Consider the following 22,076-nt stretch of genomic DNA (forward strand, 5'->3'; position numbering starts at 1 on the left):
TAGAAAATAAAATCAATAAAAGCACGAAAAACAAAAGCAGTGCGACCGCTGTTCTAATAAGTATTTTCCAGAATTTTTTGATACGCTTTTATGTTATAACTTTGTACACAATATTAACAACTATAATGCCTTTCTCTTTTTAATGACTTCCCAAAACATATATATTTTAGCGATAGAATCTTCATGTGATGATACGGCTGCGGCAGTTTTAAAAAACGACACTTTATTATCAAATATTGTTGCAACCCAGGAGGTTCATAGAAAATACGGGGGTGTAGTTCCTGAACTTGCTTCCAGAGCACACCAGCAAAACATCGTTCCGGTAATTCACCAGGCAATTGATGAAGCAAATATCGACAAAAAAGACATATCTGCAATCGCATTTACCAAAGGTCCCGGACTTATGGGTTCTTTATTGGTAGGAACTTCATTTGCGAAATCCCTGGCTATGGGTTTAAGCGTTCCTCTCATTGAGGTAAACCATATGCAGGCCCATATTCTGGCACATTTTATTGCTGAAGAAAATTTCTCAAAACCCGGTTTCCCTTTTCTTGCACTTACCATAAGCGGTGGGCATACCCAGATTGTAAAAGTTTCAAATTATTTTGAGATGGAAGTTATAGGTCAAACCATTGATGATGCCGTGGGCGAAGCTTTTGACAAAAGCGCCAAAATATTAGGCCTCCCCTATCCCGGTGGCCCCCTAATCGATAAATATGCGAAAACCGGGAACCATCTGGCCTTTAAATTTACAAAACCAAAAGTTGCCGGACTTGATTTTAGCTTTAGCGGACTCAAGACCGCAGTGCTTTATTTTATTCAGAAACAGGTCAGGGAGAACCCCAATTTTATTGAAGAAAATAGGGATGATATTTGCGCTTCCATTCAATATACCATTGTGGAGATCCTTATGGATAAACTAAAAAAGGCAGTAAAGCAAACAGGAATTAAGGAAATAGCAATTGGAGGAGGTGTTTCTGCCAACAGTGGCATTAGAAAGGCACTTTATGACGCAGAGGCCAAATATGGATGGAAAACCTATGTTCCAAAATTTGAGTATACCACAGATAATGCGGCAATGATAGGCATTGTGGGATATTATAAATATTTAAACAACGATTTTTGCGATCTTTCGGTAACCGCTCAGGCCCGGTATGAAATTTAAGAGATGCAGTTATTTTATCAGCCAGATATTTCCGAAAATGATCAACAAGTAATTTTTCCCAAAGAGGAGAGCAAGCATATTGTTAAAGTTCTTCGAAAAAAACAGGGAGACTTGCTACATGTGACCAACGGAACCGGATTTCTTTTTAAAACCGAAATAATCCTTATAACCGCCCAGCAATGTATCGCCAAAGTAATTGAAGTTGAAGCCGAAAAGAAACCTGATTATTATCTTCATCTTGCAGTAGCACCCACCAAAATGAACGATCGTTACGAATGGTTCCTGGAAAAATCTACAGAAATTGGAATTCAGGAGATCACCCCCATAATATGTGAACATAGCGAAAGAAAATTCGTGAAATCAAATCGTTTTGAGCGCGTACTTCAAAGCGCGATGAAACAATCCCTTCATTTTAGCATTCCCAAATTAAATGAGCCTTTAAGTGTTTCAGAATTTATTCAAAGTGACATAAAAGGAGAGAAATATATCGCTCATTGCGAAGAGGACAAGCAACGAGCCTCTTTAAAAAGTCTTATAAAACCAGGGGAAAGCTCCACTATTTTAATAGGTCCGGAAGGGGATTTTTCTTTGGCAGAGATAGAATTAGCATTAAATAATGGTTGGACCCCTGTAAGTCTTGGAAAAAGCCGTTTACGCACTGAGACTGCTGCAATTGTAGCCTGTCACACCATAGCTTTAGCCAATGAAAATTAAAATGAAAACCCTACCTTTCCATTGAATTTACATTTCTACTTTCAAAAACATATAATGATACGCAAAATCATTTTTATCTTTTTAACGCTTTTTGCAATACAACTAAGCGCTCAGGAAATAGCCCTTTTGAAGTATCAGGGTGGCGGAGACTGGTATGCCAATCCCACATCGTTGCCAAACCTTATAAAATTTAGCAATGAAAATATCAACACTGCAATAAATCCCAAGCCCGGAACCGTTACTCCCGGGAGTAGCGATATTTTTCAATATCCCTTTATACATATGACTGGCCATGGGAATGTATATTTTAGTGATGAGGAATCACTAAACCTTAGGAATTACCTTTTAAGCGGAGGGTTTTTGCACATTGATGATAATTACGGAATGCAAAAATATTTTTTAAAAGAGGTGAAAAAAATATTCCCTGATAGGGATTTACAGGAACTTCCAGCATCCCATCCTGTTTTTAATACTGTCTTTTCATTTCCCAATGGGTTACCAAAAATTCATGAACATGAAGGCCTGCCACCCCAGGCATTTGGGATTTTTGATAATAACCGGCTCGTCCTTATTTTTACTGTAGAAAGCGATTTGGGCGATGGATGGGAGGATCCTGCCGTTCATAATGATCCGCCGGAAGTGAGGCTAAAAGCCCTGCAAATGGGAGCAAACATTCTTAAATACGCATTTGAAAATTGAGTTTACAATTAGCACATAAAGCACACTCAAATCCCCAATCTAAGTTCCCTGTTGTAATACTTACCTATAATTTAATGGGAGATGCCAACATTGGAAGTATTTTTAGGCTTGCAGATGCTTTTAATATAGAAAAAATTGTTTTTTGCGGTACTCCGTTCAATCCTGAAAACAACCGTCTTAAAAGAACTGCCCGTTCAACCCTTAAAAATGTAGCATTCGAATTCCAAGAAAACGCCAGAGAAGTTGTTGAAAAGTTTAAGAAATTGAAATATGCTGTTTTTGCTTTGGAAATTACCTCCGACAGCCAGATACTGGGTTCCATTAATTTTGAAGATGAATCCAAAATTGTCCTTATAATAGGCAATGAACGAAACGGAATAGATGATTCCCTGCTTGAAATTGCGGATAAAAAAGTACATATTGAAATGTTTGGAAAAAATAGCAGTATGAATGTCGCACAGGCAACTGGAATAGCTTTATATGAAATTACGAAAACCCTTCCACGCTTTCAGAAGAAATAATATATTTACAAAGTGAACGAAAAAACATTTTCTTACGGGATTTTAAGAGCATTGGGAATAATAGCAGCGCTATTCCTGTTGTTATATTTTCTATATCAAATCCAGTCTGTATTGGTATATATAGCCATTGCAGGGGTTATTTCTTTAATTGGAAGACCGTTTGTTATCTTTTTAAGATCCAGGTTTCGTATTCCCAATCAAATGGCCGTGATTATAGTTTTATTACTTGTCCTGATCGTTTTTGTTGGAATCATCCTGGTTTTTGTCCCAATTCTTATTGAGCAAAGTCAATATTTGGGCAGAATTGATGTTGAGGCGTTTAAAACTGACATCAATGAATTAAATAACCAGATCAATACCTATCTTGGGGTAGAAGATATTAACATTCTCGAAAGTTTAAAGCAAAGTGAATTTATTCAAGGTCTGGATGTCAACCTGATCCCAAAATTTTTAAATAGTGTTTTTGGTATTTTAGGTGCTACTTTAATTGCGATATTCTCTATAATGTTTATCTCGTTTTTCCTGCTTAAAGACAGTAAGTTAATGCTTAATAGTATCCTTGTTTTTGCCAACAGAGGAGAAGAAGATAAATTTCAACGAGTATTCAACAAGATCAAGATCTTGCTGTCCCGGTACTTTGTAGGTCTTACAATGCAAATTACCGTATTATTTATTCTGTATCTCTTGTTGCTTACTATTTTCGAAATAAACAACCCAATAGCCATAGCATTTATCTGTGCTTTTTTGAACCTGGTTCCCTACTTAGGCCCAATATTCGCAGGAATTTTAATGGCACTTTTTGTGATCTCCAGTCAACTTGGAGCCGATTTTCAAATGGTTATTTTGCCAAAATTAATTTACATTATGCTGGGGTATGGAATTTCCCAATTGATAGATAATCTTATAAGTCAGCCGCTTATATTTGGTGCCAGCGTGCGCTCACATCCTTTAGAAATATTCCTCATTATTCTTATTGCCGGACTTTTATTTGGAGTATTAGGAATGGTTGTGGCAGTTCCTTTTTATACTGCATTAAAAGTGATCGCAAAAGAATCTTTAAGCGAATATAAGATCGTTAAAAGGCTTACCAGGGATCTTTAAAACAATTGAGGCTTGAACAAAGCATTATTATATCCAGAAGTTCAAAAGTTCATTTTAGAGCATCTTTTAGAGGATCTTTCAAAATTGATCTTAAAAGGAAGCCCTTTTCCTTATGTCTCCATACAGGAAATTGGGGTACAAATTTCAGGGAAAAATAAAGCCAGATCAAAACTTCCGGTTTGGTTTAATACCCAAAACATTCTTTATCCTCCAAATCTCAATTTGGAGCAAACTTCTTCAGAAAAAACTGCAGGTTACAAAGCTTCCTTAATTTCTGGGGGTACACTTATAGATCTTACAGGGGGCTTTGGGATAGATTCTTATTTTTTTGTTGAAAAATTCAGGCATCTCACCTACTGTGAACTCAATCCCGAATTATTTGAAATCGCAACACATAATTTTAAAATTTTAGGAGCTAAAAATGTTAAAACATTTCAGGGAAACGGGATCGAATTTTTAAAAAAAGCTGAAGAACAATTTGACTGGATCTATCTGGATCCCTCCAGACGGGATGAGCATGGAGGTAAAGTTTTTCACCTGAATCAGTGTACTCCAGATATATCAGAAAACCTGGAATTGCTTTTTGAGAATTCGGAAAATATTATGCTCAAGACCTCTCCTTTACTGGACCTAAAAGCCGGGATTATCGGGTTAAAACATGTTTCTGAAATTCATATCGTTGCTGTTAACAGTGATGTAAAGGAACTATTATGGATCCTGAAAAAGGGATATTCGGGAAAAGTTGAAATAAAAACGATCGATTTTCAAAAATCTGAAACTCAACTTTTCGAAACTATATTCTCAAATACACAATTAGAGGTTCCTTTGAGCCTTCCTTTAAAATACCTTTATGAGCCCAATCCAGCTATCATGAAAAGTGGAATGTTTCGGGAATTGGCCGTTCACACCAATACGTTGAAACTTCATTCCAATACGCATTTGTACACTTCGGAAAAACCAAAAAATTTCCCGGGAAGAGTGTTTGAAGTGTCTGAAGTACTACCTTTTAACAAGAAGCAATTAAAGCAAAGATTGAAATTAAAAAAAGCCAATATCACCACTAGAAATTTCCCGAAATCTGTAGAGGTAATACGCCAGGAACTAAAAATAAGCGATGGTGGAAATTCCTATTTATTTTTTGCTACCAATCTCAAAAATGAAAAAATTGTATTGGTTTGCAAGAAAATTTCTGCTGAAACTTAGACTTCCGATGGTGAAGAATATAATCCCTCATCGAGGGTTTAACTCCCCGAAGGCTGCCCGTACCGTTAGGGCGGGCCTGCCCGAATGGTACGGGCAGCCTTCTTCCAAGGATCTAGATTCATTAAAACTAGTACTCTTTAAATAATTTCCTCGCTTTTTCAAGATCTTCAGCAGTATCAATGCCAATTCCTTTAAAATTTGTTTCCACCATCATTATATTTTTCCCATATTCAAGATATCGGATACATTCGATCTTCTCTGTTGCTTCAAGTTGCAACATTGGCAACCTGTAAAAATCCATCAACGCCTGTTTTCTAAATGCATACACCCCAATATGTTTGAAATAAGTCACTCCGGAATTTGTTTCCCTTGGATAAGGAAGTGGGAATCTTGAGAAATAAAGCGCCAGGTTATTTTTATTGGTGATCACCTTCACATTATTAGGGTTGGTAATCTCCTCGCTATCGAACATTGGTGTTTTAAGGGAAGCAAGATCTATACTGCTTTCGGTATCATATTTAAATACTTCAAGAAGTTTATAAAGGCTTTCTTTATCTATGAGTGGTTCATCGCCTTGCACATTTACCACGATATCAACATCCATATCCTCTACCGCTTCCGCAATTCTATCGCTGCCGCATTCGTGCTCTTTTTTGCTCATTATCGCAATACCTCCGGAATTCTTAATCTCATCAAAAATAATATCGCTGTCGGTTACCACATATACTTCATCAAATAACCCGGTATTGACAGCAGCTTCATAGGTTCGGCGAATAACGGTCTTACCGTTGAGATCCTGCATCAATTTCCCCGGAAACCTGCTTGCTTCATAGCGTGCAGGGATTACAGCTATAATTTTTAAGACGCTATTTTTAGTCATTTTACTTAAATTTCAGTTGAATTGGTAATCTTTTTTTAATCTTCAGCAAAAAAATCATCTTTAAACCCAATCAAATATAATTTTTCCTGAGCACGTGTTATTGCCGTATAAAGCCATCTTAGATAATCCTTGTCTACACCGTTTGGCAAATAAGGCTGTTCAATAAAAACTGTATTCCATTGCCCACCCTGAGACTTATGACAGGTCATGGCGTATGAAAATTTAATTTGCAGGGCATTAAAAAATTTATTCCCCTTCACTTTCAAGAACTTTTTGTACTTAGAGGTTTCATCTTCGTAATCCTGAATCACTTCCTGGTAGAGTTTATTGGATTCATCATAGGTAAGCGAGGGAGAATTGCTCTCAAGAGTATCGAGGATCACAACGGTATCGAAAGGTTGCATTTTGGGGTAATCTACCATTTTAACATTTACTTCAGCAAAACGGAATCCATACAATTCCTTAATTGCCTGAATTTCCAGGACTTTTACAATATCTCCATTCGCGATAAATCCGGCTTCAGAAGTAGGTTTTATCCAGAAATAGTTATTTTTTACCACCATTAAATAATCTCCTGAAGAAATTTCTTCCTCCTGAAATAAGATCCTGGATCGAATTTGTTGATTGTATTGATTTGCTCTTTTATTGGAGCGTACAATAATACTGGTATCCTCATTGCCCAAAGTGTCATAAGAATCCTGAATAGCGTCCAGGATCTCCTGCCCGTCCATCAACCTTACCACATCTGCCTTTCCTGTAAGATTAAAACGGAATGATTCATAAAACTCATCTGCCAACGCCTCCCGTATCTTTGTGGCATTGAGCAGAATATCACTTTCTTCGCTTTGACGAACCACTTCATCCAATTCTATATGAATAACTTCTTTATTATAATGATCCCGAAGCTTATGTTCCTCTAGGGCTGGGCTCATATCCAGTTTTACCGGCGGTAACTGTGCGGTATCCCCAATTAAAATTAGAGAACATTTCTGCCCGGAGTATACATAATCTATAAGATCGGCTAGCAAACCATTGTTTTCAAATAATTTCGAATCCTGATTTTCATCCGGGATCATGGATGCCTCATCTACGATAAAGATTGCATTTTTATGTTTATTAGGCTGTAAAACAAATTGTACACCCGCCCCACTTGTTTTTTTTGGAAAATAGATCTTTTTATGAATGGTTTGTGCCTCCTGATTGGAATACAGGGAAATAACTTTAGCTGCCCTACCGGTGGGAGCAAGTAAAATTCCGCTGCGTTTTATCTTCCAAAGATTCTTCACAAGCGCACTAATAATGGTGGTTTTACCCGTTCCGGCGTAACCTTTTAGCAAAAATAAAGTGTCTGGTGAGGGATTAACAACAAATGACGAGAGTTGCTGCAATGCAATATCTTGTTTTGCCTTTGCCTCGAAGCCTAATTCCTTGATTAATAGTTGATAAAACGTACCGGCATTTAAATTTTCCATAGGCTTACTTGCAAAAGTCAAAGATAACAACGTATTTTTAGGGCAGAAACTTTTACGAATAAAAAAAAATTGTAGATTTGCGATGAACTCAATTAATTTAAAACTTACGAAAGCATGAAACTTGTTATTCAATTACTCCTTTGGATTGTTATCATCTTTTTGGGATACCTGGTTTTTAACTCAGTGTATGACCCAATCCAGTTTAATAAAGTTAAAGAAAAGCGTTACGCCAAAGTGATTGAACGGCTCAAGGATATTCGTGGTGCACAATTGGCGCATCAGCAAATCACCGGAACTTTCGCAAAAGATTTTGACAAATTGGTGACCTTCATCGATACAGCAGAATTCGTTTTGACTCAGCGTAGAGATTCCACAATACTTGATGAGGAATATAGAAAAGCATTTGGTGTTGACAGGCAAAAAGATATTGTGATTATAGACACTCTTGGATATGCATCTGTAAAAGATTCCTTGTTTAAAACAGGTAGCTATAAAAAAATGATGTTTGTTCCTGTTGATGGTGTGGACGCCAAATTTGAAATGAGTGCTGGTACAGTAACAAAAAATGACAATAAAATTCCGGTTTTTGAAGCAAAGGTGAATAAAAGCATTATCCTCCATGATCAGGATAAGGATTTGATTATGCAGGAAAAACAAGTGGTATCTGTGGATGGAGTAAATGGAGCGTATATAAGAGTAGGTTCTATGGAAGAGGTAAATACCACCGGTAACTGGCCTACAGTTTATGGCAGTAATTAGAGATCTAAATATGAATAAATTGAAACTGTCCATTCAGGTATGCCTGAATGGACTTTCTTTTTTAATTTTGGATTGCGAAGAAAACCAACTGGTTTGGCATAAAAAAACCACATTCCAAAAAGAATTCAATCCTGCTAAAATTTTAAAGGAAATTGAATTGGTTTATGAAAAAGAAGAATTTCTTCAAAATCCAATAGAGGAGGTTATGCTTCTCTTTTCAAATGAGCTTTACAGCATAGTGCCCGAAGAATATTTTATTGAAGAGGAGGCTTCCAATTATTTAAAATTCAATACTAAGATATTAAAGACAGATGTGGTAGCCCACGATCTTATTGAGGTAAATAACCTGGTAATTGTTTATATTCCGTTTACCAACATCACCAATTATTTTTTTGATAAATATGGGGAATTTGAATATAAACACAGTATTTCAGTTTTTGCCCAAGCTATTTTAAGTCTCGAAAAAAGTTTACTAACAAAGGTTTATTTAAACAATTATACCAATTCTTATGATCTTGTAATTGTTCGCAATGGAAAACTCTTGCTGAGTAATTCCTTTACATATGATTCTGCCGAAGATTTTATCTATTATTTATTATTTACCTTAGAGCAGTTAAAACTGGATCCCTCAGAAATAGATTTAATATTAACAGGTGAAATTTCAGAAGAATCCTCTTTTTATCAAATAGTATATACCTATATCAAAAATGTTCAGTTTCTGAAACCTGATCTCAATATTAATTTCACAGAAGAATACAACAATCAATTTCAAAGAGAGGCTTTTATTTTACTTAAATCAATAGAATGCGAATAATATCAGGCCTTCATAAAGGCAGAAGAATTACTGCCCCAAAACAGTTACCAATACGCCCAACTACAGATATGGCCAAGGAAGGCTTGTTCAACATCATAAATAACCGGTTTCATTTTAAAGGATTGAAAGTACTGGATCTTTTTTCGGGTTCCGGAAATATCGCTTATGAATTTGGTTCCCGGGGTGCCGGTCCAATTATCGCGGTTGATGCCAATATTGAATGTGTGAAATTTATCAAAAAAACTGCTACAGAACTTCAACTGGATATCAATCCTATAAAAAGTGACGTTTTTAAATACATTGAAAAAGCACCTGTTAAAGCCGATTTGGTCTTTGCAGATCCTCCTTACGATCTTGAGGAAGATCAATTCAATAAAATAGTTGAATTGGTTATGGAAAAGAACATTCTCAACCCAAAAGGGATTTTGATTATCGAACATTCCAAGCATACCAAACTTACATCATTAGAAAACTATAGCGAATCAAGAAAATATGGGAATTCAGTTTTTAGTTTTTTTGTTCCTAAACCATAAGTATGGATCCACTTATAGAAACTATCGAGTTGGAATTTACCACTCTTAAATTTTACAAGGATTTTGTAGTTTCAAAGATTAAGGAAGATGTTGTTCTCGATCAAAATAATACGGATGAGTTGGTTAAAGCTTGCTCTGGAATTTATATGGAAAGAAAGTTTATTTATATTTCGCAAAGATCCAATTCCTATAATGTTGACCCAACTATATACGTGAATCTTGAAAAAACCACGAATCTTTGGGGAATTGCAATAGTTAGCGAGAATGCAGCAGCTCTTAAAATGGCTATATTTGAGAAAAATTTTGCTAGGTTTCCGTTTGAAATTTTCACTGAATTTGAGCAGGCATTAACCTGGGCAAAGGAGATCCTGAGTAAAGAAAAATTTTCGTGATCTTAAAGAAAAGACTGAACCTACTTCCAAAATAAAATTCAAACACTTTTTTTGAATGGTTCTAAAATAAAAAAAGCAGATCTATAATCCGGATTCTGTATCCCGAAAAACTCCGGGACCCTTATCATTTATCTGAGATTTTTGTTGCCAAAAACCTTTAGCTGCCTACCCTCCGGCAACGGACGGGCCGCCCTTAAATACCGGTATACATGGCATTGCACCGCATAGAGTTTACCTGGTTTCACTACAGCATTATCTGTACATACTTTCTGTTGCACTGGTCCTGATCCCACTTCCGGTAAAACCGGAGTTAAGATCGGTGGGTGTTACCCACTATACTGCCCTATGGTGTCCGGACTTTCCTCCCTGATCTAAATCAAGGCGATAAGGCGATCTGCTTTCAGGCAAAGATACAGCAGCTTCCTAACATAACATCAATTTCTATCCAAATAAAATAAACAATAAAAACACATAAGCCCGCTAAAAATCTAAGATGAAAAGACATCCGGAATTTCCATGAAATCTCACCCGAATGGTACGGGCGGGCATTGGAGATTTAAATCTCTAATAAGAATCAAGAACCTCGGGGCAGGCCCACCCAAATGGTACGGGCAGGCCCGCCTGAATGAAATTCATTTCGGGCAGGCTCCCGAGGTATGAATTGGAAAATAGTTTTAAAAACCCTCAAGGAGGGATTAAATTTAGATATCACATTCCTTCAAAAATTAAGGGTTTACATTTACTTCTTAAAGATGGTATTTCTATATTTGTTTTTCAAAAATTATTCATGGAGCATTTTGTAGTATCGGCGAGAAAATACCGTCCTGTGACATTTAAAGATGTTGTAGGGCAACAGGCAATTACAAATACGCTTTTAAATGCCATTGAACACGATCACCTTGCCCAGGCATTGCTTTTTACGGGTCCGCGGGGAGTAGGAAAAACTACCTGTGCCCGGATTCTGGCAAAAATGATCAATCAGGATGAATCCCATACTCAGGATGAGGATTTTGCTTTCAATATTTTTGAATTGGATGCAGCTTCCAATAATTCTGTAGATGATATCAGGAATTTGATAGATCAGGTTCGCATCCCGCCTCAGGTTGGTAAATACAAGGTCTATATTATTGATGAGGTGCATATGCTTTCCACCGCTGCTTTTAACGCTTTTCTAAAAACGCTGGAAGAGCCACCAAGACACGCAATCTTTATCCTTGCAACCACCGAAAAACATAAAATAATTCCCACCATACTATCGCGCTGTCAAATCTTTGATTTTAAAAGGATCACTGTAACCGATGCAAAGAACTATTTGGCATATATCGCCGGAGAAGAAGGTATAAACGCTGAAGATGATGCGCTTCATATTATCGCTCAAAAAGCAGACGGCGCTATGAGAGATGCCTTGTCCATTTATGACAGGGTAGTGAGTTTTTCAGGGAAAAACCTTACCAGACAGGCGGTAACAGAGAATTTGAATGTCTTGGATTATGAAACTTACCTGGATGTTACCGATCTTCTTCTGGAGAATAATATTCCGCAACTCCTGGTAGCGTTCAATGAAATACTTTCCCATGGTTTTGATGGGCATCATTTTATTGCCGGTCTGGCTTCACATTTCCGGGATCTTATGGTTTGTAAAAATCCAAAAACGATCCATTTACTTGAGGTTGGAGACACCACAAAAACAAAATATTTTGACCAGTCCCAGAAAACAGATCATCGTTTTCTTTTACAGGGAATCGAGCTTGCAAATGAATGTGACCTAAAATATAAAAGCAGCAGGAATCAACGTTTATTGGTAGAACTTTGCCTAATGCAACTTGCCTCTGTCACCTTTGATGGAGAAAAAAAAAAGTCTGAACCATTTATAATCCCTGCTGAGAATTATATAAATGCATTACCTGGGGCGGTAAAGCTTTCTTCTGAAAAGAAAACGATCGTTAGAGATCACGAATATGCAACGTCAAGTTCTGCTCCAGACGCAGCATCGCAATTACCGGTTGCTGAAGATAAGCCGGAAAAATTCCAGACATCCCCTTCTCCGCAAAATTCAGAGATCTCTGAAGAAAATAATTTGCATCAAAGACCAATTTCAGAAACCATAAGCAAATTCGAAGATATTTCAAAAACTTCGGAAGAGGTCAAAGATACAGCAGAAACTGCAGAAGATAAAAGCCCTGGAACTCCTTCCCTTTCTTCTGAAGAAATAAAAAATACTGAAGAAGCAGCCTACGATAAAACCGTGCAAAATTCAGAAAAAGTAGAAGAAGTCAATTCCATTCCAGATACATCAACATTGGAAGCTGAAGTGAAAGAAAACCTCGTTACTCCGGAAACTTCGGAAGAAACCATGGATGAGGAAAAACTCTCAACGAATCAAGAGTCAGCTTCCGTAGAAAAGATTTCAGGCCTTTCTATGGCCAGCATCAGGAAAAGAAAGGAATTACTTGCAAAACAGCAGGGAACTAAGCCTAAAGTGGAAGAGGAAAAAAATGAAGCATTTACCGAGGTGCAATTGCAGGCTGCCTGGGATGAATACATTCACAGGTTGAAGAATAAAGGTGAAAAAATTCTTGCTTCCATTATGGAGACGGATATGCCTAAAGTTGAAGGGAAAATTATTTCTATTGAATTGCCGGCAGATACCATGAAAAATGATCTTGAAAAAGGCCAGAATCCTATGATGGCTTTTTTGAAGAAAAAGCTTCAAAACACGAATATTTCGCTGGACATTATCGTGAATGAAAAAGTGGCGAAAAAATATGCTTTCACCAATATGGAAAAATATAATAAGCTAAAGGAAAAAAATCCGCTTATTGAAAAGTTACGAACAACATTTGATCTAGAAATATAACTATGCTAGGATTAAAATTACCTACGGACCCACGTTGGGTAGAAATTGCAGAAAAGAATATCGAAGAAATTTTGATAGACCACGCCTGGTGTGAACAAAAAGCGGCATCTACTGCCATCTCTTTAATTGTAAGTTTTCCTGAATATTCTGAACTTGTTACCGAAATGACAGCGCTTGCAAGAGAGGAAGTAGCACATTTTAAAATGGTTCACGATAAATTGCTTAACAGGGGCTATACATTAGGTCGCGATAGGAAAGATGAGTATGTGATAAAAGTGAGGGAATTCTTTCCTAAAGGAGGCAGCAGGATCGATCAAATGGTTCACCGCCTTTTAATTGCCGCATTAATTGAAGCCAGAAGTTGTGAACGATTCAGGTTGCTTTCCGAAGAACTGAAAGAACCGCAGCTTAGAGAATTTTATAAACAGTTGATGATAAGCGAAGCAAACCACTATACCTTGTTCCTAAATTTTGCCCGCCAATACGGAGAACGAAAAGATGTAGATAAAAAGTGGCAGGAACTGTTAACTTTTGAAGCCGGGGTAATGAAAGATTTAGGTAAAAAAGAAAGCATCCATGGCTAAATATTATCCTGACTTTCCTGGTACAACGATTTTATAATTCCATCTGCCAATCCTATTTTAGGAACATAAATCCTGCGGGCTTTGGTCCATTTCATCGCAGATAGGTAAATTTTTGCTGCGGGAATAATAACATCGGCCCTATCTGAATTCAAATTAAGCTCTGTGATCCTTTCTTCATAGGTGAAGGAATTTAGCAATTGATAATAAGAACTTAAATAAAGAAAACTAAGTGGCTTGCCAATTGATTTCCCACTGCTTTTAAAAATATTGTTGATGTTCCCACCGGAACCTATCAAATCTATTTTTTTGTAATCTCCGGTAACTTCCTTAATCCAGGCTTCCACTTCGTCCCAGGTTCCGGGATCTACAATATTTTCGAGAATACGAACCGTTCCTAGTTTAAAAGATCTTGAAGCAATGGTATCTCCATTGGAATAAAAAGTAAACTCTGTACTTCCACCCCCAACATCTACATATAAATACGTTTTATCACTTTGAATAAGCGCATGAAGGTCTGTTGCAGCGATCATAGCTGCTTCATCGCTCCCATTGATTATGTTGATTTGTACTCCGGTTTTTTCCTCGATAAGATTTGCAACTTCCTGCCCGTTATTAGCCTCACGCATGGCAGAAGTAGCGCAGGCTTTATATTTTTCAATTTTATAAGTCTTCATCAACAATTGAAAAGCCTGCAAGGTATCCAGCATCCTCATCTTGTTTTCTTCGGAGATGTTTTTGGTCATAAAAACATCAGATCCCAAACGAATAGGTACCCTAACCAGGGAAGTTTTTTTAAAAATAGGTTCTTTGTTTTCCTGTTCGGTTATTGTTGATATCAATAATCGTACTGCATTGGAACCAATATCTATCGCTGCATAATTTCTTTGTTTAATCACAACTGGTAGTTTTCTAATTTTTTCTGATAATATTCATATAAGGCAAATTGCGAGCGACATGCCGGAAGATTATTTTTTCTGTATGCATTGTCCTGATTTATAGAATGTACCCGGGCTTTTACATTATCTCTCCAGCTAATCTCAAAAGTTTCCAAAATTTCCTGTTTAATGTTTTCATCATAAATTGGACAGGATACTTCCACCCTATAATCCATGTTTCTGGTCATCCAGTCTGCAGAGGAGATATATACCCTTTTATCTCCCGCATTTTCAAAAATATAAACCCGGGGATGTTCTAGAAATTTATCTATAATACTTATCGCTTCAATATTTTCGCTCATTCCAGGAATCCCGGGAATAAGAGAACAAATACCTCTAACTATAAGCTGGATCTTCACTCCTTCCTGACTTGCTTCATACAATTTATCAATAAGTGCAAAATCTGAGAGGCTATTCAATTTTAATTTTATTCCGGCCGACTTCCCTTTCTGGGCATTCTCAATTTCTGTAGATATGAGTTTGATTAATGCTGTTCTGGTATAATGAGGAGATACCAGTAAATGCTTGTACCTGCTAACTTTATAATTAATTTCAAAGAAATCGAAAACCTTATTGATCTCTTTCAGCAATTCCTGATTTCCTGTAAACAAGGTATAATCTGTATATATCCTGGAGGTAGATTCGTTAAAATTCCCGGTGCTCAGGAAACCATATTTAATTAATTTGCCCTTTTCTTCCCGTTCTATCACACAGGTTTTACAATGAACTTTTAAACCTGTAACCCCAAAGATCAAAATTACTCCTTCCTGCTGCATTTGTTCTGCATAACGAATATTCGCAACTTCATCAAACCGGGCTCTTAACTCGATTTGGACGGTTACTTTTTTGCCGTTTTTAACAGCATTAATTAGGGAACTGGCAATATGTGATATTTTTGCCAGCCTGTAAATAGTGATTTTTATGGTTTTTACCTTCGGGTCCAGTGCCGCCTCCCTTAGGAATTTAACAACATACGCAAAGGTTTGATATGGGGCATAAAGCAGGTAATCCTTTTTTGAAATCATTCCTAACAAGCTTCCCTGCAGTACCAAACCCGGAATAGGCAAAGGATCTATTGCCTTATACAGTAATTTATCATTCCCAAGACTGGGGAAATTCATATAATCTCTCCGGTTATGATATCTTCCACCGGGAATAATACTATCTGTAGAGTCTATACCCATTTTCCCCATAAGGTATCCCAGGGTATCTTCGCCAATATTCATATCGTACACAAAACGCACGGGATCTCCTTTAATTCGATCCTTTACACTCATCGATATTTTTTCGATAAAACTTTTACTCAGGTCACTGTCGATATCCAACTCTGCATCCCGGGTTATCTTTATCATATGAGCTGAAATGCTTTCATATTCAAAAATATTGAAAATTGTTTTCAAATTAAACCGAATCAAATCATCCAGTAAAATGATGTATTGCTTTTCACCTTCGGCAGGGAGCACCACGAAACGATCTATACTTCTGGGAATTTCGATCAAAACATATTTTCTGTCGTGCACCTGCCTATTGAGAAGCTTGGAAATTCCTTGTTGCGGAACTTCTTCCTTCATCACCATTTTCACCGCGAGATATGCCCCACTATCTTTAAGGCTTGGAATTTTTACCAGATCGTTTAAAATAATGGTAACCAGCGCCGGACTCACATGTGTAAGAAAATAGCTTTTTATAAAAGCTTCCTGAGTTTTGGATACCTGTTTTTCATTGATTATAAAAATATTGTGATTTTCCAGCTGATCTTGAATTCTATCTAAAATTTTTAGGCTTTCAGATTGTTGGTCAATCACTATTTGTGTGATCTCTTCCAGAAGTTTTCCAGCTTTAATCCCACCTAAAACACTCTTAGCACTCTTTCCTGCAAGATCTATCCGTTTGATAGTAGCGTACCGAACTTTAAAAAATTCATCAAGATTATTGGAGAAAATTCCAAGAAAACGAAGTCTTTCTATTAATGGAACTGTTTCATCTTCAGCTTCCTGAAGCACTCTCGCATTAAATTGAAGCCAGCTAAGCTCCCTGTTTATATATTGATTACTGCTCATTAATTAACGCAAATTTTTCGGAAATAAATTTAAAATTGTTTTTCCATCTTTCAGGTCTTTCCAGGAGTTTGTTTTGAAATCTATCACTGTTAGTCCGGTAGTTGGTATAGAGGGAAAATTTTTATCTCCCAAATCGTTCACAAGAACCGTCATTGCCGGATTATGTCCAAAGACCATCAGTTGGTCAATTTCCGGATCACAACGCTGTATTTGGGAGAATAAATCCCGGCTGCTAAATGTATACAAGGAAGGTTTTATAAAGAAATTCTCATCCTTTAGATTCAATTTTTCTTTAAATATTTTCGCCGTCTCCAGCGCTCTAACAGCAGGACTGGACCAAATAACTAAAGGCTGTTCCACGAATTCTTCAAAAGTAGTACTTATAAGTTCACCATCCCTATACCCTCTCTTTTTCAAAGGTCGTTTTTCATCTTCAAGATTATTTTCCCAGGAGGACTTCCCGTGCCTAACTAAAATTAGTCTTTTCATTCTTTTTATATTTTAAATATCCTAATTTATAAATGGGAGTAGAAAAACTCAAGGATTTACACTCCTTTTTACAAAAACGTATCAGGGCGCTAATCGCCTAAAATCCCAGGAATCTTTGACTTTACTATATAATATTCTGTCGTGTAACCTATTGGACCTTCCTTGCCAAAACTCGAAGTTTTCCGGTTTTACAAGAAATCCTCCCCATTGTTCGGGTTTTGGAATGTCCATATCTTTAAATTTAAGTTCAAGTTCCCTTAGATTATTATTTAAAATCTCACGGGATTTGATTTCACTGCTCTGATTTGAAGCCCAGGCTCCTAACTGGCTGCCTCGTGGCCGTGAATTAAAATATTCTATCGATTTTTCTTCGGAGATTTTTTCTGCTTTTCCTTTAATGATCACCTGACGTTCCAGGCCGGCCCAAAAGAAGGAAAGGCATGTATGGGGATTATTCAATAAGGATATTCCCTTTTCTGAAGTGTAATTGGTAAAGAAAATAAATCCTTCTTCATTAAACTCCTTTAAAAGAACGATCCTGCTTTTTGGAAAACCATCAATCCCAATTGTTGCAACAGTCATAGCATTTGCTTCTACAGAATCATTTAATTCCCGCCTGTATTTTAGTACCATTTCCATTTCATCAAACCACGCATGAAATAATTCCAGCGGATTTTCAGGAATTTCAGATTCCAGCAGCTCTCCTTTGATATAATTTTTACGGTAATCAGATAAATTTTTCCCCATATAATCAACTTTCACGCAATTTACAAGATTTGTAGATAATATAGTAGACTCCATTTAAAAGTTTGAAAAAAGTTGAATTGATTAATCCTAAAAGCACAAACTGTTGATAACTTATTAATAAAATAAAAAGCTTTAACTAGTATTTAACATGCTGTATTTGAACTAATATATCTATACTTACATCTATTAAATTAGAACCTAAGCATCCATATAACTAAATTTACCGTGGATCTAAGTTTCCCCAAAGACTTTTAATCTTTAACCTACTATTAGAATTTTTATCAACAATTATTTTAAAGTAGCCCCCCCCTATGTTCAAATTAAGTATTGCCTTTAACACCCTAATTTTAAAACATCTAAAATTCTCACTATTTTTTTTAAGTCTAATTGCATTTACCGGTTGCTCGCTACCCGGGATGGTAAATCCTGACAGTTATGGAAGAGATCACCAGACCTATGCTGTAGATTTTGATCCCAAAAATCTTAGCAGTATTAATATATCAAAGATGAACGAAGGAAATTGGGAGAATATCGGTAAAGTTAGTAATAATGGAAACTCCCGTTTTAGCATAACTATTGAAAACAATTATTTAATAGTAGAGGCAAATAAAGCTTCCATGGATTTACCGACTTACCAAACCTGGATAAATTATGCCCGGCAGGAATTAGGATATACGATAGATTCCGAATACGATGTGTTTGATACTATTACGGAAGGTTGGATATATGAAATAGACCTCGACAAATTTCCATTGGTAAACGAAGAAAATCATCGCATTTTGATGTATGAGTTCAATTAATAACCAAAAAAAATTAACGAAAAGGTTGTCTTTATGGGCAACCTTTTTTTGATTTTAACCCTTTAATATTCAGCTTTAAAATTAAAGGATTTCCCTTATTGATTATTGAAAAACCACTTTTCCAATTAATCATATTCCTAATTAAAATGGGGGAAAACCCCTAATAAAAAACTTAAATTATTGCATTTCATCGAGTTAATTTTGTATTACATCTAAAATTTTAACTATTCCTTTTTTTAACAATCATTTATAATAATATTTACCAATAATTAATGCAAAAACCCAAATTGGTCCCCAAATCGATTTGTCAAAGATTTCCAGAAAAACAATCTTCCGTATTAATTATAAATGTCCATTTTAGAACATTTTGATGATTGTAACCCTACAAATCATCTTTTATCGTCTGAGTAAAATAAAGGAAACAAATCCTGGAAGGGATAGTTTCAAAAATAGAATTATATAATTCAAAGATGTAAATTATGATTTGGAAAACTACTTTTGCATTGTTGGTTGATAAAGCTACATTATTTTTTAATAAAAAAAATTGTGCCCAACCTCCTTCTTTTTTTAAAACTCTAACCATCCTGTTAATTTTCTCTGGATGCTTTTTCAATTTTTCTACTGGTTATTCACAAACTGTACCTGATGGGAATTTCAATGCTACAGAATATTCAGATGCTCAAACAAGTGCTGTAGATTCTAATGCAAGTACTACCTGTGACGTAGTGAAAGTTTTAGCTACAATTAACAATGACATTCCTGCGGATCCTTATTTATTATTGGGATTTCAGGTTGGAAATGGCGGAAATGCTATATTCAGGTATTACTTTGATACTGATGGGAAATCAATTGGAACAGATAGATTCGCAAATAAAGAGATAGTTGTTGGAGATGCAGATTTGGTTGTACAAATAAACACTAACAACAGCAATTCCCTAGAAGTTTTAAAGTGGGATGGTACTAGTTTTCAAACTAGTGCGACAAATTTCGGTATTAAAGCGGCTGTTGGAGATTTTGCGCCAGGAGATAGTAGATTTCTTGAAGTGAAGATACCTCTAGGAGCGGGTTCGGTGATTGATATATGCAATTTGGTTGGTGGTAATTCTATTCAACTTGGAAAATATATATCTGTGAAGGGGGGGAATTTAAATTCTAATTTATGTCCCCATCCTCCTTTAGTATTTGACATTGCTTTATCGGGAGTTATTTCAGGAGGTAAAGAATATTGTTCTGGAAAGTATATTCCAACAGAGCTAGCTCTTAATGGTTCTTTTGGTAATGTGGTTGACTGGGAGAAAAATGAAGGAAACGGGTGGGTTTCTGTCGGAAACATTCCTACTATAGCCGGAAATTACACCCCTTCCGATGTAACTGTTACCACAAGATATAGAGCTATTATTGTAAGTGCAGTTTGCGCAAATTTAAAAATACCTTCTCAAGAGGCGACTATTACGATAAATACTTTGGATAATGCTTCGTTTAGTTATTCAGGTTCTCCATATTGTGTTGATGGTACTGATGTAACACCTACAGTGACTGGTGTTAGCGGTGGATCATTTAATTCAACTACAGGATTAATTATAAATTCAACTACTGGAGTAATTGATTTAGATGCTTCTACACCTGGACCATATACAATCATATATTCAACAGATAATGCTGGAACATGTACAAACATAAGCACACAATCAATTACAATTGTAGGAACTCCAGCTGCACCAGTAGCAGGAGAAGTAACTCAGCCAACTTGTACTACAGCAACTGGATCTTTCCAAATAGCAGACTTCGATGCTGATAGCGATTATGACTTTTCTCCTAATGTAGTAAGTATTTCTGATTCAGGATTGGTAACTGCAACTGCAGGAGACTATTCCTTTACACTAACGAATGAAGCAAAATGTATTTCTCCAGCAAGTGAGAACATAAAAGTAAATGAGCAACTTGATACTCCAGCTGCACCAGTAGCAGGAGAAGTAACTCAGCCAACTTGTACTACAGCAACGGGATCTTTCCAAATAGCAGACTTCGATGCTGATAGCGATTATGACTTTACTCCTAGTGTAGTAAGTATTTCTGATTCAGGATTGGTAACTGCCAATGCAGGAGACTATTCCTTTACAGTAACGAATGAAGCAGGATGTATTTCTCCAGCAAGTGAGAACATAAAAGTGAATGAGCAACTTGATACTCCAGCTGCACCAGTAGCAGGAGAAGTAACTCAACCAACTTGTACTACAGCAACTGGATCTTTCCAAATAGCAGACTTCGATGCTGATAGCGATTATGACTTTACTCCTGGTGTAGTAAGTATTTCTGATTCAGGATTGGTAACTGCCAATGCAGGAGACTATTCCTTTACAGTAACGAATGAAGCAGGATGTATTTCTCCAGCAAGTGAGAACGTAAAAGTAAATGAGCAACTTGATACTCCAGCTGCACCAGTAGCAGGAACAGTAACTCAGCCAACTTGTACTACAGCAACGGGATCTTTCCAAATAGCAGACTTCGATGCTGATAGCGATTATGACTTTACTCCTGGTGTAGTAAGTGTTTCTGATTCAGGATTGGTAACTGCTAATGCAGGAAACTATTCCTTTACAGTAACGAATGCAGCAGGATGTATTTCTCCAGCTAGTGAGAACTTAGAAGTAAATGAGCAACTTAATACTCCAGCTGCACCAGTAGCGGGAACAGTAACTCAGCCAACGTGTGATTCGGCAACGGAACTTTCCAAATAGTAGATTACGATGCAAATAGCGATTATGACTTTACTCCTAGTGTAGTAAGTATTTCTGATTCAGGATTGGTAACTGCTAATGCAGGAGACTATTCCTTTACAGTAACGAATGCAGCAGGATGTATTTCTCCAGCTAGTGAGAACTTAGAAGTAAATGAGCAACTTAATACTCCAGCTGCACCAGTAGCGGGAACAGTAACTCAGCCAACGTGTGATTCGGCAACGGGAACTTTCCAAATAGTAGATTACGATGCAAATAGCGATTATGACTTTACTCCTAGTGTAGTAAGTATTTCTGATTCAGGATTGGTAACTGCTAATGCAGGAAACTATTCCTTTACAGTAACGAATGAAGCAGGATGTATTTCTCCAGCAAGTGAGAACATAAAAGTAAATGAGCAACTTGATACTCCAGCTGCACCAGTAGCAGGAGAAGTAACTCAACCAACTTGTACTACAGCAACTGGATCTTCCAAATAGCAGACTTCGATGCTGATAGCGATTATGACTTTTCTCCTAATGTAGTAAGTATTTCTGATTCAGGATTGGTAACTGCAACTGCAGGAGACTATTCCTTTACACTAACGAATGAAGCAAAATGTATTTCTCCAGCA

21 protein-coding genes and 1 other RNA gene are annotated in these 22,076 nt (G+C 36.6%); 15 read left to right on the plus strand and 7 right to left on the minus strand.

The features are described 5' to 3' along the window. Positions 1-142 precede the first annotated feature (142 nt). From tsaD to GILLI_RS02645, 6 genes are read left to right on the plus strand one after another with little or no spacing between them, the layout of a single operon-like run. A complete protein-coding gene (tsaD, locus tag GILLI_RS02620) occupies positions 143-1,165 on the plus strand; it encodes a tRNA (adenosine(37)-N6)-threonylcarbamoyltransferase complex transferase subunit TsaD (RefSeq protein ID WP_006987574.1) in 1,023 nt (340 codons plus the stop codon). Between the two features lie 3 nt (positions 1,166-1,168). Continuing rightward, on the plus strand, positions 1,169-1,879 hold the full coding sequence (locus tag GILLI_RS02625; protein ID WP_006987575.1) for a 16S rRNA (uracil(1498)-N(3))-methyltransferase: 711 nt from the start codon (positions 1,169-1,171) through the stop codon (positions 1,877-1,879). Between the two features lie 54 nt (positions 1,880-1,933). Beyond that, on the plus strand, positions 1,934-2,578 hold the full coding sequence (locus GILLI_RS02630; protein WP_006987576.1) for a DUF4159 domain-containing protein: 645 nt from the start codon (positions 1,934-1,936) through the stop codon (positions 2,576-2,578). After that, positions 2,575-3,099, plus strand: coding sequence for a TrmH family RNA methyltransferase (locus GILLI_RS02635; protein ID WP_006987577.1), 525 nt, complete (start codon positions 2,575-2,577; stop codon positions 3,097-3,099). The genes GILLI_RS02630 and GILLI_RS02635 overlap by 4 nt, the downstream gene beginning before the upstream one ends. 12 nt (positions 3,100-3,111) lie before the next feature. Beyond that, a complete protein-coding gene (locus tag GILLI_RS02640) occupies positions 3,112-4,200 on the plus strand; it encodes an AI-2E family transporter (protein ID WP_006987578.1) in 1,089 nt (362 codons plus the stop codon). 12 nt (positions 4,201-4,212) lie between these two features. Next, the gene (locus tag GILLI_RS02645) at positions 4,213-5,403 is read left to right on the plus strand and encodes a class I SAM-dependent methyltransferase (RefSeq protein WP_006987579.1); all 1,191 of its coding nucleotides are present in this window, start codon (positions 4,213-4,215) and stop codon (positions 5,401-5,403) included. Positions 5,404-5,530: 127 nt separating this feature from the next. On the opposite strand, the gene kdsB is transcribed toward GILLI_RS02645, so the two are convergent. After that, positions 5,531-6,283 carry a 3-deoxy-manno-octulosonate cytidylyltransferase gene (gene kdsB / locus GILLI_RS02650; protein WP_006987580.1) on the minus strand — a complete coding sequence of 251 codons (753 nt, stop codon included), beginning with the start codon at positions 6,281-6,283 and terminating at the stop codon, positions 5,531-5,533. Positions 6,284-6,318: 35 nt separating this feature from the next. Beyond that, positions 6,319-7,755, minus strand: coding sequence for an ATP-dependent DNA helicase (locus tag GILLI_RS02655; protein WP_040506355.1), 1,437 nt, complete (start codon positions 7,753-7,755; stop codon positions 6,319-6,321). Between the two features lie 114 nt (positions 7,756-7,869). On the opposite strand from GILLI_RS02655, the gene GILLI_RS02660 reads away from it, so the two are divergent. The 4 genes from GILLI_RS02660 to GILLI_RS02675 are packed head-to-tail and all read left to right on the plus strand — an operon-like array spanning position 7,870 to position 10,253. Further along, positions 7,870-8,514 carry a hypothetical protein gene (locus GILLI_RS02660; protein WP_006987582.1) on the plus strand — a complete coding sequence of 215 codons (645 nt, stop codon included), beginning with the start codon at positions 7,870-7,872 and terminating at the stop codon, positions 8,512-8,514. 10 nt (positions 8,515-8,524) lie between these two features. Continuing rightward, on the plus strand, positions 8,525-9,328 hold the full coding sequence (locus GILLI_RS02665; protein WP_245545592.1) for a DUF3822 family protein: 804 nt from the start codon (positions 8,525-8,527) through the stop codon (positions 9,326-9,328). Further along, the gene (locus GILLI_RS02670; RefSeq protein ID WP_006987584.1) at positions 9,319-9,861 is read left to right on the plus strand and encodes an RsmD family RNA methyltransferase; all 543 of its coding nucleotides are present in this window, start codon (positions 9,319-9,321) and stop codon (positions 9,859-9,861) included. The genes GILLI_RS02665 and GILLI_RS02670 overlap by 10 nt, the downstream gene beginning before the upstream one ends. A gap of 2 nt (positions 9,862-9,863) precedes the next feature. After that, entirely contained in the window at positions 9,864-10,253 is a 390-nt protein-coding gene (locus tag GILLI_RS02675) for a hypothetical protein (RefSeq protein WP_006987585.1), read from the plus strand. 68 nt (positions 10,254-10,321) lie between these two features. Here the strand turns inward: GILLI_RS02675 and rnpB are convergent. Further along, an RNA gene (gene rnpB / locus GILLI_RS17810) (RNase P RNA component class A) lies at positions 10,322-10,654 on the minus strand. A 386-nt stretch (positions 10,655-11,040) separates the two neighbouring features. Here rnpB and dnaX point away from each other — a divergent pair. Together dnaX and GILLI_RS02685 are read left to right on the plus strand one after the other, a co-directional pair. Next, entirely contained in the window at positions 11,041-13,110 is a 2,070-nt protein-coding gene (gene dnaX / locus GILLI_RS02680) for a DNA polymerase III subunit gamma/tau (protein WP_006987586.1), read from the plus strand. Positions 13,111-13,112: 2 nt separating this feature from the next. Continuing rightward, entirely contained in the window at positions 13,113-13,694 is a 582-nt protein-coding gene (locus GILLI_RS02685; protein WP_006987587.1) for a MiaE family protein, read from the plus strand. Here the strand turns inward: GILLI_RS02685 and GILLI_RS02690 are convergent. The 4 genes from GILLI_RS02690 to pdxH all read right to left on the minus strand — a co-directional run bounded on the left by GILLI_RS02690 (position 13,691) and on the right by pdxH (position 17,979). Beyond that, the gene (locus GILLI_RS02690; RefSeq protein ID WP_006987588.1) at positions 13,691-14,590 is read right to left on the minus strand and encodes a Ppx/GppA phosphatase family protein; all 900 of its coding nucleotides are present in this window, start codon (positions 14,588-14,590) and stop codon (positions 13,691-13,693) included. The two genes, GILLI_RS02685 and GILLI_RS02690, sit on opposite strands and share 4 nt — an antisense overlap. Beyond that, a complete protein-coding gene (gene ppk1 / locus GILLI_RS02695; RefSeq protein ID WP_006987589.1) occupies positions 14,587-16,689 on the minus strand; it encodes a polyphosphate kinase 1 in 2,103 nt (700 codons plus the stop codon). The genes GILLI_RS02690 and ppk1 overlap by 4 nt, the downstream gene beginning before the upstream one ends. Positions 16,690-16,692: 3 nt before the next feature. Continuing rightward, positions 16,693-17,178 carry a SixA phosphatase family protein gene (locus GILLI_RS02700; protein ID WP_006987590.1) on the minus strand — a complete coding sequence of 162 codons (486 nt, stop codon included), beginning with the start codon at positions 17,176-17,178 and terminating at the stop codon, positions 16,693-16,695. A gap of 81 nt (positions 17,179-17,259) precedes the next feature. Further along, positions 17,260-17,979 (minus strand): pyridoxamine 5'-phosphate oxidase, encoded by a 720-nt coding sequence (gene pdxH, locus GILLI_RS02705; protein ID WP_006987591.1) that lies wholly within the window; start codon positions 17,977-17,979, stop codon positions 17,260-17,262. A 257-nt stretch (positions 17,980-18,236) separates the two neighbouring features. Here pdxH and GILLI_RS02710 point away from each other — a divergent pair, with 257 nt between their 5' ends. The 3 genes from GILLI_RS02710 to GILLI_RS02720 all read left to right on the plus strand — a co-directional run bounded on the left by GILLI_RS02710 (position 18,237) and on the right by GILLI_RS02720 (position 21,942). Further along, on the plus strand, positions 18,237-18,725 hold the full coding sequence (locus GILLI_RS02710) for a hypothetical protein (protein ID WP_006987592.1): 489 nt from the start codon (positions 18,237-18,239) through the stop codon (positions 18,723-18,725). Positions 18,726-19,204: 479 nt separating this feature from the next. Next, on the plus strand, positions 19,205-21,463 hold the full coding sequence (locus GILLI_RS02715; RefSeq protein ID WP_006987593.1) for a hypothetical protein: 2,259 nt from the start codon (positions 19,205-19,207) through the stop codon (positions 21,461-21,463). A 65-nt stretch (positions 21,464-21,528) separates the two neighbouring features. Continuing rightward, entirely contained in the window at positions 21,529-21,942 is a 414-nt protein-coding gene (locus GILLI_RS02720) for a hypothetical protein (RefSeq protein ID WP_006987594.1), read from the plus strand. The last annotated feature ends 134 nt before the right edge of the window (positions 21,943-22,076 follow it).

It is taken from the genome of Gillisia limnaea DSM 15749 (assembly GCF_000243235.1).
Classification (GTDB): domain Bacteria; phylum Bacteroidota; class Bacteroidia; order Flavobacteriales; family Flavobacteriaceae; genus Gillisia; species Gillisia limnaea.

Coding starts and splice junctions, on each gene's coding strand:
- tsaD (WP_006987574.1), top strand. CDS start 143: ATGACTTCCCAAAACATATATATTTTAGCGATAGAATCTTCATGTGAT.
- GILLI_RS02625 (WP_006987575.1), top strand. CDS start 1,169: ATGCAGTTATTTTATCAGCCAGATATTTCCGAAAATGATCAACAAGTA.
- GILLI_RS02630 (WP_006987576.1), top strand. CDS start 1,934: ATGATACGCAAAATCATTTTTATCTTTTTAACGCTTTTTGCAATACAA.
- kdsB (WP_006987580.1), bottom strand. CDS start 6,283: ATGACTAAAAATAGCGTCTTAAAAATTATAGCTGTAATCCCTGCACGC.
- GILLI_RS02655 (WP_040506355.1), bottom strand. CDS start 7,755: ATGGAAAATTTAAATGCCGGTACGTTTTATCAACTATTAATCAAGGAA.
- GILLI_RS02660 (WP_006987582.1), top strand. CDS start 7,870: ATGAAACTTGTTATTCAATTACTCCTTTGGATTGTTATCATCTTTTTG.
- GILLI_RS02665 (WP_245545592.1), top strand. CDS start 8,525: ATGAATAAATTGAAACTGTCCATTCAGGTATGCCTGAATGGACTTTCT.
- GILLI_RS02670 (WP_006987584.1), top strand. CDS start 9,319: ATGCGAATAATATCAGGCCTTCATAAAGGCAGAAGAATTACTGCCCCA.
- GILLI_RS02675 (WP_006987585.1), top strand. CDS start 9,864: ATGGATCCACTTATAGAAACTATCGAGTTGGAATTTACCACTCTTAAA.
- dnaX (WP_006987586.1), top strand. CDS start 11,041: ATGGAGCATTTTGTAGTATCGGCGAGAAAATACCGTCCTGTGACATTT.
- GILLI_RS02685 (WP_006987587.1), top strand. CDS start 13,113: ATGCTAGGATTAAAATTACCTACGGACCCACGTTGGGTAGAAATTGCA.
- ppk1 (WP_006987589.1), bottom strand. CDS start 16,689: ATGAGCAGTAATCAATATATAAACAGGGAGCTTAGCTGGCTTCAATTT.
- GILLI_RS02700 (WP_006987590.1), bottom strand. CDS start 17,178: ATGAAAAGACTAATTTTAGTTAGGCACGGGAAGTCCTCCTGGGAAAAT.
- pdxH (WP_006987591.1), bottom strand. CDS start 17,979: ATGGAGTCTACTATATTATCTACAAATCTTGTAAATTGCGTGAAAGTT.
- GILLI_RS02710 (WP_006987592.1), top strand. CDS start 18,237: ATGTTCAAATTAAGTATTGCCTTTAACACCCTAATTTTAAAACATCTA.
- GILLI_RS02715 (WP_006987593.1), top strand. CDS start 19,205: ATGATTTGGAAAACTACTTTTGCATTGTTGGTTGATAAAGCTACATTA.